Origin of the sequence: Neorickettsia sennetsu str. Miyayama (genome assembly GCF_000013165.1) — a bacterium.
GTDB lineage: Bacteria > Pseudomonadota > Alphaproteobacteria > Rickettsiales > Anaplasmataceae > Neorickettsia > Neorickettsia sennetsu.
The window spans coordinates 97,540-114,450 of sequence record NC_007798.1 but is presented as its reverse complement, the minus strand read 5'-3'; the positions used below and the strand labels follow the sequence as shown (position 1 = coordinate 114,450).

Genomic DNA, 16,911 nt, shown 5'->3' with positions numbered 1-16,911 from the left:
GATTTTGTGTGTTCTCAGAAATAAGTCGCATTACTTTTTATGAGTGGTGGGTTAACACAGGCGTTCTCATTAACTGTTTTTCGTGTGATATCGCCATGTTTTTCCATCTAGAGGTCGGAACAGAGATATAGTCATATGCTAGTCTGTAATGTTGCTGTGTCGGAAGATGCATAGATCTAACGAGAGGTTTGGGATACATATCCAGAAGGTTGCTCTACCAGGAACATGCTGTTTTGAGGTCGCTGTAGTACGCTTTGTGCAATTATGGGGGAACATATTGTAGCAGGTGCTGCATGGTCAAGAAGGTTTGTTTCTGATGGTGTGTTATTTTGAATTTCCTGTAGTCCACTTGCGAATGCCTGATCAATAATTTCATTTAGCATCTCTAGCTGTTTTTTTGATCCACATACAGAAATCTTGTGTGTTTCTGGACTTTCCGGTGTAAAAATATGCCAGTGGGAAACAATACCTGTGGGGTCTAGAACTTTTGGTGTCTTTTGCTCTCCTTGCAATCCAAGGCAAATGGGAATCCCATTTGCCGTATAGCACAAGAAAAGAATAAATACAGACAATACAGCAAAGATATTCAATACCCAAACTGCCTTCTTATTGTAAGGAGAAGTTTCCGCACTACTTAGTAAAGCGAGATTCCCTATCAGTACACCAGAAATAAACAGTAATACAAAGAGTGCAAAAATGCATAAGACTCTCTGCTTGGAAAATATGTGAGCTATAAGCACAGTGTTCCTAGATTGCTACTTAAAGGGATGCCGTTCTGGATGAAAGGCTTGATGTGTCCATCATGAATTTTATATATTAAGGTTATATTATTTTTTATTGAAAATCTTAACCCTCAGAGGGCTTAACTCACACACTCTCAAATAGGGTGAGGCTCAGGTAGTCCAATTTATTAATTCTAATGTTAAGAAAGTAGTGCTATATCTATTACAATCAATAAACGTGTGTTACAAACGCTATATATGGAAATACCGTCAATGCTGTTCAAGCTTGCTGTGAACCATTATCTGGTTCCGACCATTTCCACGAAATTCAGGCCCATTCGTTGCACTGCCCTTATTTATTGAGATTGTCGTTCTTAGGAGAGTAACTTCTTTATCAAGCGGAGTTGGATAATTAGCGGGCACAGCACCAATGAAAGAAAAGCGGAGCAATAATTAAACTCCCCGTTGTGATAAAGGTAGTAGAATTGAATCCGAAGGAAAGATTCAGTTGGAGCCCTCTAGACGGGTTGTGATCGGTGAGGAATACCACTTGTTTGATCTACCCTTGGAGCAAAAACCTAGACATGCATTTATACAACCTCTAGATGTAAGATACGAGGACGATTGCCTACTTGTCATTTATAAGCCTGCTGGTCTTGTTGTTCATCCTGGAATAGGTAACAGAGAGCAAACGCTCGTCAACATTCTTGAGCACCACTATCCTACGGAAAAACTCAGTAGTCTTGACTCATCTCGCCCAGGGATAGTGCACCGACTAGATAAAGATACAGCAGGTTTCCTTATTGTCGCGAAAACCAATCCCGCACATCTATCCCTTTCCCAGATGATCAAAGAAGGTGTTATTCATGCAGAGCAAGTTACAGCATAATTTTATCGAAAAACAACCTAAGGAGAACCTCAGCGCAAAATAGATCCAGGACTTTGTTTCGAGGCTTTGTAAGCCGGGGGAATAGTCGCAAAGAACGTTATTAAAATTGTGAATAGAGCTATCAACCCAACACTTGCAGGGTCAAGCAAAACTGGTATTTTATCAACAAAATACACAGACGGATCGAAGATAGTCTCTCCGGTAAGCCACTCTATAAAAAATCTCAGCCTGTTAATATTGACAGCTATCAAAAGACCAAACATCACACCCAGACCAGTGCCAACTAATCCTATTATGCTGCCGCAGAAAATAAAGATTCTAACAATACTTGCCCCCGTCATACCCATGGTACGCAAAATAGCAACAGATTGCTTTTTCTCGTCCACCAACATGAATAACCCTGAAACGATATTGAATGCTGCTACAAGCACAATCATCAATAGAACAACCGACATCACTGCTTTTTCGACCTTCAGAGCACGAAAGTAAGGATTACCAACATCTTGCCAGTTAGTTACATGTAAATTCGGAAGCTTTTCTTTTATACGCTCCGATACGTCAGAAGCAAAATAGGGATCGTCTAGGTAGATACTTGCCGTGTTCATTTCAGAACGGAAAAAAGTTGATGCTATGTTAAATGGCATGTACACAAGTGTACTGTCGTATTCAACAAGCCCAAGAGCAAAAATAGCTGCTACTTTCAAATGCTTCATCCTAGGTATTGGACCAAGGATTGTATTGGTGTATGACGCAGATAAAAACCTCACCTCATCGCCCACATTCACTCCTAGCTCTTTGGCCATTCTCGTACCAATTACGATACCATCTTCAAAATCTGCAACCTTTCCTTGGATAATTTTCTCCGTAACGAGTGATTCCCTCTCAAAATCATTTAGCTCCATTCCTCTAACAAGGACACCTACGTTTGTCAGCTCATTTGAAATGATTGCCCTCGCCTCAAGAGCTGGAACTACCTTAGCAACATGAGGCATTCCGGTCGCAAGGGAACGTAGACGCATCACATCTTCATTTTCATTTGTACTTCTTTGAAACCAAATGTTCACATGACCACTCATACCCACGATGTTTGAAATGAGCTCCGCCTTGAAACCGTCCATGACAGACGTGACAACTATTAACGAGGCAACTCCAATGGCTACACCAATAAGAGAAAGAAAGGTGACAAGCCCTCTGAAACTCTTGGAGATCAAATAACTAAACGCAAGCTCAAGCTCCAGCTTTATAACAAACATTTGCAGAAGGCGGTGCCGCTATCAAGAATCGAACTTGAGACCTCTTCATTACCAATGAAGCGCGCTACCACTGGGCTATAGCGGCAAAACGAGAAACGATTTCACACATCATACCCTTTGACTTAACATTCCACAACCGTGTCATCTCTTTAAGTCGTAGGGTTGCGTATGTCATAAATGCTCACTTACACGCATACTGAGCATGAAACAAATGATTTCAAGCATAAATAAATCGGGTGCTATTGAGGATAAGAACAAAAGAAAACATTTTCTTTTTCTAAGATTCGTGTTAGGAGTCTGTCGCTCGTGATACATCATTCGGCCTTGCTATGTACCGTGTTGGATTCGGATACGATGTCCACAAGATAGACAAACCTGTAAAAACTGGCAATACCTGTATTGTCTTGTGCGGAGTGTCTGTGCCCTGCGAGTACAAAGTCATTGCACACTCAGATGGTGATGTTGCGCTGCATGCATTGGTTGACGCACTGCTTGGCGCAGCATGTATAGAAGGTGCAAATGATATAGGCATGCTTTTTCCTGATACAGACGAAAAATGGAGGGGAAAGTCATCATCTTACTTTGTAGAACATGTAGTAACGCTCATTCAAAGAGCTGGGTACGTGGTAAATAACGCAGATCTTACAATAGTGTGTGAAACACCGAGAATTCAGCAATACAAAAGCGAGATGCAGCAACAGGTAGCAGACTTACTTTGTGTTAGGAAAGAGCAGATCAATGTAAAAGCAACAACAACCGAAAAACTAGGCTTTGAAGGACGTAAAGAAGGAATCGCAGCATACGCGATTGTTTCACTGACTAAAATAAGACCATAGCTTTTCAAAGAGTAATCAGTAAGACAGTTCATACAAAAAAACGTCCATGAGTGGAGATAAAGTTCAGTTGCGCGAGAAATACCGCAAAATAAGAAAAAGCATCGCAAACAAAGCGTTGCTCGACAGGCTCATAGTGCAAAATCTTCTCAAAACATTGGACTTTAAAAACTACAAAACCATTGGGCTGTATTTACCAATTGATGGAGAAGTTGATCCGGCGCTGCTTCTGGATGAATTGTATGATAAAGTCTTCTCCCTTCCATGCATTTTGAGTGATCAAAGAATGTGTTTCAGAACATGGAAAAAAGGTGACATCTTAGTAAAATACAGCAAACTCAATATTTACTATCCTGCAAGGGGCGAAAATATTATACCTGAATTAGTATTTGTCCCTTTAGTAGCCTTTAATTGTGATCGTCACAGATTAGGTTTTGGTAGGGGATTTTTTGATAGATTTATTAATCATTCGAGATCGAACGGCTGCAATACACTGTACATTGGATTAGCATATGACGAACAACTTTGTCACGATCTGGTAATTGAAGCACACGACCAAGCTCTTGACTCGATCATTACACCAACAACGGTATACCAGACATGCAGTATCCTAAAAAATAATTTGTGCTAAGACGAAAGAAGGAGTACGGTTGGATTTGCAAAAATGCTCAAGCTGTAAGAGAATGTGCCTGTGTGTTCGTGCAGCAAAGTAAATGCAACAGTACATAGCCGGTAGATATGCGCAGTCCTTGTATGCAGTTTGCGGTCCCAGATTGGAGAGTGATGCTAATAAGTTCTTGGGTTTGCTCAGTGAAAACAACTTCCTTTCTTTCGCAAAGGTAAAGACCAGCACCAAGCTACATGTGCTTGATAGACTGCATCTCCCGTGCGAACTTAAAAATTTATGTAAGCTCCTTCTTGCAAATCACCGTGGCTTTCTCTGCACTACAGTACTGCTAGGGTACATAGAAATAGTGAAAAAAAACAGGAAAGAGGCAGACGCAAGGGTGGAGTCGTATAGCCGCTTAAGTGCCACGGCTAAAAAGGAAGTTGCGGATGCACTGCTTATCAAATTCCCTTATCTGAAAAAGATTAACATCGCTCAAAAAGTGAATCGCTCTATCCTGGGCGGACTGACAATTAAAATAAATTCAATAATGATAGACCTTTCCATCGCTGGAAGGTTAGCAAAATGTAAAAGTATAGGACAAAGTACAATTCTCGAGATATTTCAATAAGAAGGAAAAAATGAGTTTAGACGTTAATGCATCCGAAGTTTTAAGGATAATAAAGGAAAAAATCAAAGATTTTGATCAGCAGATTTTTTCCGAAGAAATAGGCGAGGTAATCTCGGTCAAGGACGGTGTTGTAATAGCTTGCGGTCTCGAAAATGCGGAGTTTAACGAAAAGGTTGTTTTTCCGAATGGCGAAATTGGGCTCATACAAAGCATAGAATATGATCACGTAGGGATAGTTATCTTAACTAATACACAAGACATAAAGGAAGGTGACACCGTTAGGCGTACGAAGGAGGCTTTGCGCATCCCGGTAGGAAAAAAGTTACTTGGTAGAGTTATCGATCCTTTAGGTAATCCACTGGACGGTGCTGGGCAAATCTTCGCGGATGCATATTCTCCAATCGAGGTAAAAGCACCAGGGATTTTAGACCGTCAGTCCGTAAAAGAGCCTCTTCAAACGGGAATAAAGGTGATTGATTTACTTATTCCTATTGGTCGCGGGCAGAGGGAGCTTATCATTGGAGACAGGCAAACAGGAAAGACAACTATTGCCTTAGATAGCATAATCAATCAGAGAGATATAAATAAGAATCTCCCTGATGAAAAAAAACTATACTGCGTTTACGTTGCAATTGGTCAAAAATGTTCAACAGTCGCAAGAATCATGAAGACTTTGCAGGAACAAGGTGCCATGGACTACACTACCATTGTGTTGGCGGGCGCATCTGATTCTGCACAATCGCAGTTCCTGGCTCCGTACGCGGGTTGTTCTATAGGGGAATACTTCCGTGACAACGGTATGCATTGTCTCATTGTGTACGACGACCTTTCTAAACACGCCGTTGCATACAGGCAAATGTCTTTGCTTTTAAGGCGTCCACCCGGTCGCGAAGCCTATCCTGGTGATGTATTTTACATTCACTCAAGATTACTTGAGCGTGCTGCAAAAATGTCTGATAAACATGGTGCAGGCTCGCTTACAGCTCTCCCAATCATAGAAACACAGGCTGGGGATGTGTCTGCTTACATTCCAACTAACGTAATCTCCATTACTGACGGACAGATTTTTCTCGAAACCGAGTTATTCAATAAAGGCGTGAAGCCGGCTGTAAATGTCGGTCTGTCTGTATCTCGTGTTGGTTCGGCTGCACAGATCAAGGCGATAAAACAGGTTGCCAGATCCATCAAATTGGAACTAGCTCAGTATAGAGAAATGGAAGCCTTTGCACAATTTGGCGCAGACCTCGATGAAACAACGCAAGCGTTGTTAGAAAAAGGCAAAAAGCTTACTGAGCTCTTAAAACAAAATCAGCATGAAACCTTGCCGGTAGAAGAACAAGTTGTTCTTATGTTCGCTGCAAATGAGGGTTACTTTGATAATATCGACGTAACAGGAATAAGTACTGCCGCGAAGAACCTGTTAGGGTCTTTTCGTTTATATCACCGGGATTTATTGGAAGACATTAAAGAAAAAAGTATAATTGGAGACTTAGCTTCGCTCTCGAGTGCGCTGCAGGGCTGCAAAACTACCAATGCTTAGTCAAGCTAAACTTGGAGAGCTTTGTCTTTCCGATGTGTGCTCTTGATTTATAGATGTATTTGATTCTCTCTTTTCGGATGAGGCATGTGTCTTCAGCGGTAGACGATTTTTTGTTTCGCTATATATGAGAGAACACCGATAATTTAGGATCTACTGCAAATTAGTACTGCCGTGTAGAGTATAGTTAGAATTTCAGTAAGTATTTTGTTGTACAACCTCCTCCTCAGAAAAAACTAATAGGCATTATGGCACACTTAATTATGCGCTTAAGAAAGGCTCTAGAGCCTAACAAACGCTTAGCTACGAACTTAAAATACGCTCTATTTAGTAAAAATTTTTACTACTATGACAGGATTACTTATTACGCAAGATACTTCAAGCTAGTAGCCAGACGAGATTTAGCAAGCTCCGCGGCACAAAGAGCAGTCTTTGGAAGGGTCTTAGGAGATTCAAATAGTGTGGAAGTACAAGCCCTTATGTTAATGTTCCTCAGAGAACATTTTGGAGATTCTTCCCAAAGTCGTTTTCTTACGAAAGAGGATAAAGAGCAGTTTACAAAAACAGGAGAAGGTATTGGCTTAAACTTGCTCTTTAAGCACTATGGTGGAGAAAAGGGTAACATTCTGCAAAAAATGAGAACCTCAAGAACAGTAGCATATTTCCTTCTTCTCTTGATTGCTCTGGGACTTGTGATGCTATTCTCACTGCACCTCGCAAATAAAATGCCTGATGTATGCACAGATCCAAATGACGCGGCCCGAAAGATTACTCTGATAGTTGCAATTGGTATAGCAGCACTGCTCAGTCTAGTTCTGTCTATTTGGGAAACAATTAGTCCTAAGGACTTCGACAATTACAAGTGCAACAACCGCTCAAAAGAGCAATTACTAGACAAACTGAGCCCGCATACTATGCGCAACCCTTACGCATTATACGCATTCTCCTGCGTTGTTATTATACTCACGGTTTGCCTCTGCTTATCGGGAGATATTTTAGGTCCCGGAAAGCCCATGAAAGCAGAGCTTACCTTTGCAATCGCGCTTGCGGTCTTAGCAACATTGCTTCTATGTACCATGGCAGCCGCGTATTGTTCCTCAACCATAACATCTTTTTCCAGCAAACCTGCAGTAAGTACAGAGCTATACGAATGCAACCACGAGAACGTTAAAGGTCTCCCAGTATACGATGTAACAGCGTCATGGTAGCCCCTTTGTACCACAAATAAAAAGAGGGCCTATAAAAGGCCCCTCTTAAACAAACACTACTCTTTTGGGCCAGAATCAGCTTTCACGATAAGACACGGGCAAATCTCAACAACAGATCCACCTGGCTGCGGCACACAATGACACTGTCCAATTTCCAACTCTAGTAAACTTAAATCCATTATCCGCCGCAAATTATATTGACATGCGCACGATTATATCACCACTTTTTCAAAAATCACACTTTTTTAAAGAGTACATTTTAAAATATATTTTTTAGTTACTTGATAGCAGAGTGAAATGAAGAATGAGATCGGCGGATCACACCTAAATGTCTCGCGGTAGACTTATTTTAAAACAAGAATACGCTCAATTCCAGATAAATCTCGGTACCTTTCAACAATTTTAAAAGGATAGTTAGCTGACACTACCGAATCTCTCCAGCTGCTACCAATTTCTAGAAAAATTTCTCCACCTGGACGCAATATCTTGCTTGCAAGTTTCAAGATAGAGAAATAGGGCAATATACCATTAAACCCTCCATCCAACGCAATGCGGGGCTCGTTTTGCACTTCTAGCTGGAGATAGGGAATTTCACCGCGTCTTACGTAGGGGGGATTGCTAACAATTACGTCCACTTTGCATGAAAGGACCCTCATTGCGCTTTCAAAGCCGAGCCTATATAGCTTCAAACGAGCACGCAAACCATATTTAAGCATGTTATGCATTGTGAGATAAAATGCAGCCCTTGACTTTTCAAAACCAAACCCCAACGCATTTCGGAATTCCTTCAGTATGGAAATAATAACACACCCACTCCCGGTACCTAGCTCAACTATTTTCAGAGGCTGAGTAAGCTTTTTATAGCGTGATAGAAGAGCTACTAGCATAGTTTCTGTATCTGGGCGCGGAATCAGAACGTCCTTATTAACAGCGAAGCTGTGCTTCCAGAATTCTTTTTCACCAACAATGGCCGCCACAGAATGACTTTTTCTCAGTTTCAACAACATTTCGAAATCCATTGCTTGGGAGTCTGTCATCCCCTCGTTGCAATACAGTATCAGTTGCTCACGATTCAAAGATAGTACATGAGCAAGTAAGAGCTCTGCATCAAGGTGCGGAGTAGAGGACCAATTTGCAAGATACCTACTCCCTGCTATTAGCCTGGCCCGGATGCTCATATCTGAATCATAATCTTTCTCTTTCATCTGAGGCATCGTAGATTAGTCTCATACCTGGATATAGCACTTAGCACTCCTACTGTAATCACAACATTAACCGCATTTTCCTATTCATCCGAATTTTCTTTACTTTCCTTCCTAAGTATCAGCTTCTTTTTACTGACATACCTACAACTAAAAATGGAAAGCTCATATAAAAATAGCATTGGGATTGCCAATCCTATCTGACTAAGCACGTCTGGAGGCGTAAGAACAGCTGCAGCAATAAATATTAATACAATCGACAACCTACGTTTTTTCAGCAAGAGATTATGATCAATCAAACCCATATGAGATAGCAAAGTGAGTATAGCAGGCAACTGGAATGCTATGCCGAAAGCAAACATGAATTGAACAACAAGGTCGAGGTATTCTGAAACAGATGGCATGAACTCTATTGGTAGAGTCCCAGGTTTACTGCCATCGTACTCAAAACTTACAAAGAACCTCCAAGCAAGTGGAAATACATAATAGTACACTACCGCACATCCGAGAATGAAAAGGACCGGTGCTGCTATTAGATAAGGAAGAAAAGCCTTTTTCTCACCGGGATATAAGCCAGGTGCAATAAACATGTATACCTGCCATATGAAGAATGGAGAAGAGACCAAAAGTGCGCCCAAGAAAGCGACCTTAAGATAAACGACGAATGTTTCTGTTAAACCAGTATAAATGAGGGTGAAACTACTATTTAAACCAGCGACACGCTCCGGTTGATTTGCCACTTCAGCAAGTGGCTTGAGCAAAAACTTGTATATCTCCTCGGAAAAATAGTAGCAGAAACAGAAAGTAGTAAGAAAAAAGATTATAGATACTATCATCCTGTACCTTAATTCAGAAAGGTGACTATCAAAAGCCATACATCTAATCCATCGAGATAAAAAATCAAACCAAGATCACACGATCTTAAAGGCCGAATTGGAAGATTATAAATTATAGTATATCCCGTGTGGGTATAACATTGAGAAGAGCAATTGTTTATGGCAAAACAACACAAAGAATAATTTATTTAAACTTAATCAAGCTAATGTAACATCTCTAGCTGAAGTCTCTGAGTCACGATTGTGGAAACATTAGCTGCACGAAGAAGGGGGGATCTTGTGGTGTCGATTGTTCATGGAAATGACAACGATACGACCCTAATATCTGGTGCAAATGATGCTATGCTGTCGCTGCTGTCTTATGATTATTCCGAACTTGAAGGAAAGCCATTCCTTGATATCTTAGAGGATGCAGATAGAAGGAAGATTGTTGAACGCCTCGAATATGAAGATTACAGCATTGATATCGGAACTGTACTTGCAAGAACTGCGCAGCTCCACCTCAAAACGAAGTATGGGGTTGCTATCAGGCTAAAGATAAAAATCTTTCCTTCTAGTAGCACATCCAGCAGAGAGAAGAGGTATGAAATACTTGGAAGAGAGCATTCGTGTTTGGACCACCTGGCGGAGTTCAGGAGAGTGAGACATCACTACGAATACTCGATAGATGAAGTTCTCAGGATAATGGACCCGCGTTCAACTGGAGAGGAATTTGTCCTTCTTTCACATTTTTGCCAGCAACATCAAGAAAACTGTGTAGCAGGACTTTTACAGCTCTCCAATACCTCAGTGACAATGATGCGTGGTGTCATAGACATCCTTAAAGGAACAATGAGACACGGAGATCAGATCGGTATCGTTGGAAAAGTTTTAGTAATTTTCATCATCGGATGCAGCCCAGAGTTTGCTGACCGCCCCATGTCTCGGATAGCAGATAAGATAAAGAGAATCGATAACAGCGCAACACTCAGGTACTTTAACCTACTTGAGCATCCAGTTTTCGATTTCAAGACCGACCTACTTCAACAAAAGAGAATCTTTGCTAGAATGGTTCAACCTTCACAGTACTAGTTGTTGTCTAAGCTAAACTCATCACTCCGACTTGAGATATAGACGGTCTTCATTAATTTCTTTATTAGCCTGAATTCCCATACCTTTTAAATCCTCCGCCCTACCGAGCAGGCTACCCCTTCCGTCTCTAAGCTTGTTCATAGCACTTCTGTAAAGTCTGTCAGAATTGGCAATAGAATGCCCAATCTTCGCTAACTCATCCACGAATAAAACGAATTTATCGTACATAGCACCTGCCTTTTTAGCTATTTCATTCGCGTTTTTATTTTGATCAACTATCCTCCACACGGAAGACACAGCTTGTAGCATCGCTACAAGTGAGTTCGGTGAGACAATCATTACCCTACTTCGTAGAGCTAATTCTTTTAGTTCAAGATCAGTTGAAAGAGCAAGCGCGTAAGCGCTCTCGACCGGGACAAACATGAATACAAAGCCTGGAGTAAAAAGTTCCTGAGCGGAGTGATATTCTTTTCCTGAAAGATTTTTTACGTGGCTTCTTACAGATTTTAAGAAATTCTCTAGGTGCTCTTTTTCATGAGTGTTGATGTACAGGTCATAATGCTTAAGTGGGGTTTTTGCATCAACTACGAGGTGTTTACCATCAGGAAGATTGATTATCACGTCCGGAATAGTATCGTTTTTAAGTTTCTGCTGAAGCATATAGTCTCGTCCTTTTTGCAGACCCGAACACTCAAGTATCTTGCTTAAAACAAGTTCCCCCCACGAACCTTGGGTCTTGCTATCACCTCGCAAACTCCTCCCCAACTTGTTTGCCTCTTCAATCATTTTATCGGTCTGCGAGGCCATGCGTGCAATTTCTTTTGCCAGAGAATACCTCTCTTTGATATCAGCATGAAATGATTCTTCTATTCGCTTTTCAAATTCAGTTATCTTGAGTTTAAGTGGTTCTAGAAGACCACCTATATCATTAATAGACTGCTCCTTAAGTCGAACCGCACTACTTTCGAGGATCTTGCTAGCCAGAGTTTCAAACTCGGCATACATGGCCTTTTGTGAGTATTCAAAACTTTTTTTTTCCGACTCAAGTTGGACAACCCGTCTAATAAGGTCAGTATTTTCTTCTTCTCGCTTTCTACAAGCAGACTCAGATTCAGACAATTCTCTGAGAGCTTTACCTAGCTTCTCCTGTTCATTCTCTAAAATGGTACTTGTGCGCACCTTCACATAAACTAGGTACAAGGAGACCAATACTAATAAAAAGTTGCTTACTCCAAGAAACAGTAACATAGCAACTATATCTCTGGAGGAAACACAACCGCTAAACGCTTTTTATTTAAATCAATGTCCGCCACAAATGCACTAGTAAAAGGTATCATGACCTTTTTACCGGACAGAAGAACAATTTCAAGTACCTCAGCAGCCGCACCGAAATCGTACAACATCGAAACATGACCAACACATTCCTCGAGATCATATACGGCCAGACCCACTAGATCTTTACAGTAATACTCGCCCACTTGTAACGGAGGAAGCAATGACTCAGACAAAAAGACATCGAACCCTACCAGCTTTTCAGCTTCACATGCGCTACCAACACGCGACAGGGTAAGGACAAACATGGGGAACCCTCGGCTAAACGCTCCGCACACGGTGTAAGAAACACCGCCAATAGATACATCAATTCCAGGGAATTTAAAATCAACACTCATGTAGGAACGGAAGCGTACACAACCCCTTACGCCATGCGTAGAAGTAACCCGCCCCGCACAAACCATGTCATTCAAAGACAGGCAACAAACTTAGCAACTCTCTCAGTAGGCTTTGCACCAACACTAGTCCAGTACCGGATACGTTCTATATCTAGACAAACGCGCAGAGGATCGTCCTTTGACAAAAGGGGATCATAACTACCAACTTGTTCCAAAAACTTCCCATCCCTTGGAGAGGAGCTATTTGCAACCACAATCTTATAGTACGGACGCTTTTTCCTCCCGAACCTTGCTAGTCTTATTTTGAGCATAAACAACAGGTAATACATCAGGTGATTCTAACCAACTACAGGTAAGATTTCAATTATCAAAGAGGGAGCTTCCAGCTCCAGAATTTCATGATTTCATAATTTGAAGTAAGGTCACCCAAAAAATCCTTTGGTACACTCCAAGAGACATTCAGTGGATATCAGAGCTTTGTTCTTACATCGATACCAATATCTGCGCTGACAATAGAATGCGTTAGCATTCCCACCGAGATAAAATCTACGCCTGTTTCAGCAATTTCCTTTACCGTGGCAAGCGTGATACCACCGGAAGCATCAATTTTCACACGCGATGAGGCATTTCTTATATATGTGACACAATCAATAATTTCTCTAACCGACATGTTATCTAAAAGGACTGAGTCAACATCGACGGATAATGATTCTTTTACCTGATCAAACGTGTCACACTCGACGGTGATATAAATACCTTCAAAAGACTTTTTCAATTTGTGTACAGCCGCAGTTATGCCACCACAAATCGCTATATGATTATCTTTTAACAAGACCCTGTCGTTTAGAGAGTTACGATAGCTTCCTCCTCCACCGACCTTAACAGCGTATCTTTCCACACAGCGCATGCCTGGAGTCGTTTTCCGCGTATCACGTATTTTTGCCTTCGTGTGAGACACTGCGTCGACAAACCGCCTTGTGGCAGCTGCAACTGCACAACTCCTTTGAATAAAATTCAGAAACACACGTTCTATCCTAAGTAGTACATGTGCACTACCGCATCCCCGGATAATGCACTCTCCAGGAAGAACGCGATCGCCATCTTGCTTATTTAGAAAGTATTCTATCCCAGATTGGCCAAAAATCACTTTTGCCAAGGGTTCTACACACACTACTGTTTCCTTGCGTGCATTTACATCGAAAGACGTAACTAAATCACAGGGAAGTGTATTCTCAGTTGTTATATCACAACCAAGACCTAGATCCTCATTAAGCGCGAGTGTGATTATTTTTTCCAAAGCTTCGTAATCCATAGAAATAACGGTTAGCAATAGAGTCGAAGAGTATACAATGGTTTCTAGGCATAGTGCTATTTTATTAACCCATCTAGAGCACTCAAAGTATTAAAAAAACTATTTGCGTTAGAAACTTACATCCAATTGTGAACAATACCCTTGTTCCCCAATCGGCCAAACTGGGCCTGTATCTTTTACTAAGGGAGATACCTTCCGTCTCACTAATTTCGATGCTATACACAGAGGTTGTCTCTTTTTACATCTGTTATGAAGCAGAGATGGCTCTCTCTTGGTGTCCTTGCTTTGGGACTCTCGGGGATTTTCTCCCTATTTGTAGTCCTACTGAGATTACCCTTCTTCATTGGTTTAGTACCAAATATTTTTGATGTTTCACTCGTTATACATGTTACACTCGGCATCAACGCGTGGATGCTTGCTATCACAGCTGCTACCATAGCAGGAGAGGGGTATTTCCAAAAATTCAGTCACAACTTATGTCTGCTAGGAGTAATTTTTATTTTTATTGCAGGCTTTATCCCGGAAACGCACGCGTTGAAAAATAACTACATCCCCTTCTTAAATAATTTACCTTATGTTCTAGGCACAGCGCTACTTTCATTTGGACTTTCCGTAAGCGCTATCAACACGCTGTGCAATAGGACAGCAGGAGAGTGCAAACGAATCACTGCACTAATTTTTTTAATCTCGCAACTATGTACTTATCTGGCATACGCGAGGATGCCAAGTGGCATCACGTTATATGACTTTTATGAGTATCTCTTCTGGGGGGGCGGACACATACTGCAGTTTGTGTTTTGTCAGACATTAATGCTAGTGTACGCAACACTCCTCGGCATAGGGACATCTGATAGGACCCTACGGGGATTATCTCTATTTAACTTACTTGCTGTTTTGCCAACTCCGGTATTATATTTCTTTTTCTCCCCTGATAGAGAAATCCTTATACGGGTTTTTACTTATCACATGCGTGTTTTAGGAAGTGTGGCACCAATGATTTTTATTTTTTACCTACTTTCTCTTCCAAAAAAGAGAGTCGATTGGTCCAATATCGCTGCTTTCACTTTCTCAGCATGCCTCTTCATCTATGGTGGACTTCTAGGCTTTCTTATCAGAGAGAGCAATGTCGTTATTCCAGCTCACTACCATGGTTCAATCATTGGAATAACTCTTGCTTTCATGGCATTCGCTTACCATTTTACAGGAATATTATCTTTAAAACTTCCAATGTTGCAGCTCACAACATATAGCATTGGACAATTTGCACACATTACAGGGCTACTTCTCATGGGTGGATATGGTGCACTCAGAAAAAGCGCTGGAATGGTAGGAGGAAGTACCACGCTGTTCAAGTCCATCTTCTTCTTCGGAGGCAGCTTGAGTATCTTATCCGGTGGACTGTTCGTAATTCTCCTTACATCGACTCTTCTAAAGAATGAAAAAGGAAATGAGACTCTTAAGTCCAGAAACTCTTTATAGTCCTGTGAGTTTTTTTATCCAAGATGCAAGCCACGATCTTCTAGATTCCACCTTTACTACAGAGCTTCCCTCTGTGACCGTCTTTTCATTCGACTGATCTTCTACAGTCGTTAAAACTTGGTCCTCTCGTAATATCTCTACATCATCCTTTCCGTGAAAGGCAATCTCAAAACCCTTCGCAAGCCCAAGTTTTTCATCAATCTTGAAAACTATGCTCCCTCCAACAACTTTTTCTGCTTGAGCTAGCATCTTGCGATAGCCATTAAATACAGCTACTGCTAATTCAGGATTGGCAGTCACAGTAACCTCCCTGCAGCGAGGTGCTGTATATATGGCTGAAAAAACCCTACGAACCTGATGTTCCATCTTTAGTACTTTACCCTTGCCCTCACAACAAGGACATTTCACAGTATGAGAGTCAAGAATGTTATGTTTGGTCCTTTGTTTAGAAAGCGCAATGAGTCCAAACTTATTAATCGGGGCAATCTGCACCCTTGACCGATATCTTTTGAAAGCATCCAACAGCGCCCTTTCAACATTCAGCATATATTTGGAATTATTCATGTCAATGAAATCTATCACGACAATACCAGCAATTCCCCTAAGTTCGAGATGACGGACAATCTCAGCGACTGCCTCCATATTCACCTTATAAGCAGTCTCCTCGATATTGCTTTCTTTTTTCATCCTACCAGAATTTACATCCACTGCTGTGAGAGCTTCGGTAGTGTTAATGACGATATAAGCACCGTTCCTCAGATAAATTGTCTCCTCGTACAAACCATCAACTTGAGGTTCAACTTTGTACTTATCAAAAACAGGTAAAGTATCCGAATAGAGTGTGATATTGGGATTTTCAAAGTGGAGAGAATTTTGTATGTAGTCCTTTGCTTCCTGATAGACATCACTATGATTAACAATTACCTCCCCTACACTTCCGTCATATGAATCTCTCAAGAATTTTTTCACAAGATTGGCTTCGCGGAAAACTAGTCTTGGCGCCTTGCTTTTATCATTCTGCGAAACTACTTTCTCCCACTCAGAGAGCAACGAACAGTAGTCTCCTAAAATATTTTTTTTATCAGCATCTGCACAATACGGCTTGAATACAACGCCGCACTTTCTATTTGCCATCTCTTCCTCAGCAAAATGCGTCAGCCTACTGACGGCTTGCTCATCCACAATTTGCTTGGACAAGATTAAATCCTTCAAAAATGGCATTAGGACACAATATCTACCTGGCAGTTTTACATATGCCGTCAAAGTAACATCCTTGGTCCTTCTCTTCTCCTTAGTAACTTGTACGAAAAGAACAAGTCCCTTTTTGATCACCTCGGTTGCGTTGAAATGCTTATACAGGTTGACATGTTTGCCCTCAGCTATCGCATTTGCCTTGACCTCCTCAAGCAGGTCAAAGTAGATTACTGGAATTTCAGAAAATGGCAAGAATCCATATTCACCGGGTAAATACTCAACAAAAGCGGCTTGGAGAGAATCATCAACCTTAAAAACTATTCCCTGGTATATATTTCCCTTTTGGGGCAAACTGTTAGTATGCTCACAATCATACCCAACAAGAAGACCACTCCTGAGAATAGCAAGCCTGGTTTCACCGTCTCTTGAGTCTATTAGTATTTTCTTCAAGTAATTCCCTTTAAAAC

17 protein-coding genes, 1 tRNA gene and 1 pseudogene are annotated in these 16,911 nt (G+C 41.2%); 8 read left to right on the top strand and 11 right to left on the bottom strand.

Translation table 11 applies throughout. The features are described from left to right. Positions 1–176 precede the first annotated feature (176 nt). Positions 177–740, bottom strand: coding sequence for a hypothetical protein (locus NSE_RS00550; RefSeq protein ID WP_011451545.1), 564 nt, complete (start codon positions 738–740; stop codon positions 177–179). Positions 741–1,251: 511 nt separating this feature from the next. On the opposite strand from NSE_RS00550, the gene NSE_RS00540 reads away from it, so the two are divergent. Further along, complete coding sequence (locus NSE_RS00540; protein WP_011451543.1) at positions 1,252–1,611, top strand: pseudouridine synthase; 360 nt, start codon at positions 1,252–1,254, stop codon at positions 1,609–1,611. Between the two features lie 29 nt (positions 1,612–1,640). Here NSE_RS00540 and NSE_RS00535 read toward each other — a convergent pair whose 3' ends face one another. Both NSE_RS00535 and NSE_RS00530 read right to left on the bottom strand, forming a co-directional pair. After that, complete coding sequence (locus tag NSE_RS00535) at positions 1,641–2,864, bottom strand: lipoprotein-releasing ABC transporter permease subunit (protein ID WP_011451542.1); 1,224 nt, start codon at positions 2,862–2,864, stop codon at positions 1,641–1,643. A 13-nt stretch (positions 2,865–2,877) separates the two neighbouring features. Then, a tRNA-Thr gene (locus NSE_RS00530) sits at positions 2,878–2,949 on the bottom strand. A gap of 244 nt (positions 2,950–3,193) precedes the next feature. Here NSE_RS00530 and ispF point away from each other — a divergent pair. The 5 genes from ispF to NSE_RS00505 all read left to right on the top strand — a co-directional run bounded on the left by ispF (position 3,194) and on the right by NSE_RS00505 (position 7,680). Continuing rightward, complete coding sequence (gene ispF / locus NSE_RS00525) at positions 3,194–3,700, top strand: 2-C-methyl-D-erythritol 2,4-cyclodiphosphate synthase (RefSeq protein ID WP_011451540.1); 507 nt, start codon at positions 3,194–3,196, stop codon at positions 3,698–3,700. A gap of 67 nt (positions 3,701–3,767) precedes the next feature. Further along, positions 3,768–4,328, top strand: coding sequence for a 5-formyltetrahydrofolate cyclo-ligase (locus tag NSE_RS00520; protein ID WP_264370745.1), 561 nt, complete (start codon positions 3,768–3,770; stop codon positions 4,326–4,328). Between the two features lie 82 nt (positions 4,329–4,410). Beyond that, positions 4,411–4,935 carry an ATP synthase F1 subunit delta gene (gene atpH / locus NSE_RS00515; RefSeq protein ID WP_011451538.1) on the top strand — a complete coding sequence of 175 codons (525 nt, stop codon included), beginning with the start codon at positions 4,411–4,413 and terminating at the stop codon, positions 4,933–4,935. Between the two features lie 10 nt (positions 4,936–4,945). After that, complete coding sequence (gene atpA, locus NSE_RS00510; protein WP_011451537.1) at positions 4,946–6,475, top strand: F0F1 ATP synthase subunit alpha; 1,530 nt, start codon at positions 4,946–4,948, stop codon at positions 6,473–6,475. Between the two features lie 260 nt (positions 6,476–6,735). Then, positions 6,736–7,680: a hypothetical protein gene (locus tag NSE_RS00505; RefSeq protein ID WP_157858657.1), complete on the top strand. Its 945-nt coding sequence runs from the start codon at positions 6,736–6,738 to the stop codon at positions 7,678–7,680. A 56-nt stretch (positions 7,681–7,736) separates the two neighbouring features. On the opposite strand, the gene NSE_RS04145 is transcribed toward NSE_RS00505, so the two are convergent. The 3 genes from NSE_RS04145 to tatC all read right to left on the bottom strand — a co-directional run bounded on the left by NSE_RS04145 (position 7,737) and on the right by tatC (position 9,757). Next, positions 7,737–7,859, bottom strand: coding sequence for a hypothetical protein (locus NSE_RS04145; protein ID WP_264370744.1), 123 nt, complete (start codon positions 7,857–7,859; stop codon positions 7,737–7,739). Positions 7,860–8,024: 165 nt separating this feature from the next. Then, entirely contained in the window at positions 8,025–8,885 is an 861-nt protein-coding gene (locus NSE_RS00500) for a HemK/PrmC family methyltransferase (protein ID WP_227028965.1), read from the bottom strand. Positions 8,886–8,965: 80 nt separating this feature from the next. Then, complete coding sequence (tatC, locus tag NSE_RS00495; RefSeq protein WP_011451533.1) at positions 8,966–9,757, bottom strand: twin-arginine translocase subunit TatC; 792 nt, start codon at positions 9,755–9,757, stop codon at positions 8,966–8,968. Positions 9,758–9,961: 204 nt separating this feature from the next. Here tatC and NSE_RS00490 point away from each other — a divergent pair, with 204 nt between their 5' ends. After that, on the top strand, positions 9,962–10,789 hold the full coding sequence (locus NSE_RS00490; RefSeq protein WP_157858656.1) for a PAS domain-containing protein: 828 nt from the start codon (positions 9,962–9,964) through the stop codon (positions 10,787–10,789). A gap of 21 nt (positions 10,790–10,810) precedes the next feature. Here NSE_RS00490 and NSE_RS00485 read toward each other — a convergent pair whose 3' ends face one another. From NSE_RS00485 to nadC, 4 genes and pseudogenes are all read right to left on the bottom strand, one after another. After that, positions 10,811–12,037, bottom strand: a complete 1,227-nt coding sequence (locus NSE_RS00485) for a DNA recombination protein RmuC (RefSeq protein WP_011451531.1) — start codon at positions 12,035–12,037, stop codon at positions 10,811–10,813. A 5-nt stretch (positions 12,038–12,042) separates the two neighbouring features. Beyond that, positions 12,043–12,525, bottom strand: coding sequence for a ribosome maturation factor RimM (gene rimM / locus NSE_RS00480; RefSeq protein WP_227028981.1), 483 nt, complete (start codon positions 12,523–12,525; stop codon positions 12,043–12,045). A 17-nt stretch (positions 12,526–12,542) separates the two neighbouring features. After that, positions 12,543–12,770, bottom strand: a pseudogene (gene rpsP, locus NSE_RS00475) (30S ribosomal protein S16); the annotation flags it as partial. Positions 12,771–12,928: 158 nt separating this feature from the next. Then, positions 12,929–13,771: a carboxylating nicotinate-nucleotide diphosphorylase gene (gene nadC, locus NSE_RS00470; protein ID WP_041917466.1), complete on the bottom strand. Its 843-nt coding sequence runs from the start codon at positions 13,769–13,771 to the stop codon at positions 12,929–12,931. Between the two features lie 249 nt (positions 13,772–14,020). Here nadC and NSE_RS00465 point away from each other — a divergent pair, with 249 nt between their 5' ends. After that, positions 14,021–15,250, top strand: a complete 1,230-nt coding sequence (locus tag NSE_RS00465) for a hypothetical protein (RefSeq protein ID WP_041917465.1) — start codon at positions 14,021–14,023, stop codon at positions 15,248–15,250. Here the strand turns inward: NSE_RS00465 and NSE_RS00460 are convergent. Continuing rightward, the gene (locus NSE_RS00460) at positions 15,245–16,894 is read right to left on the bottom strand and encodes an Rne/Rng family ribonuclease (RefSeq protein WP_011451526.1); all 1,650 of its coding nucleotides are present in this window, start codon (positions 16,892–16,894) and stop codon (positions 15,245–15,247) included. The genes NSE_RS00465 and NSE_RS00460 overlap by 6 nt on opposite strands. Positions 16,895–16,911 lie beyond the last annotated feature (17 nt).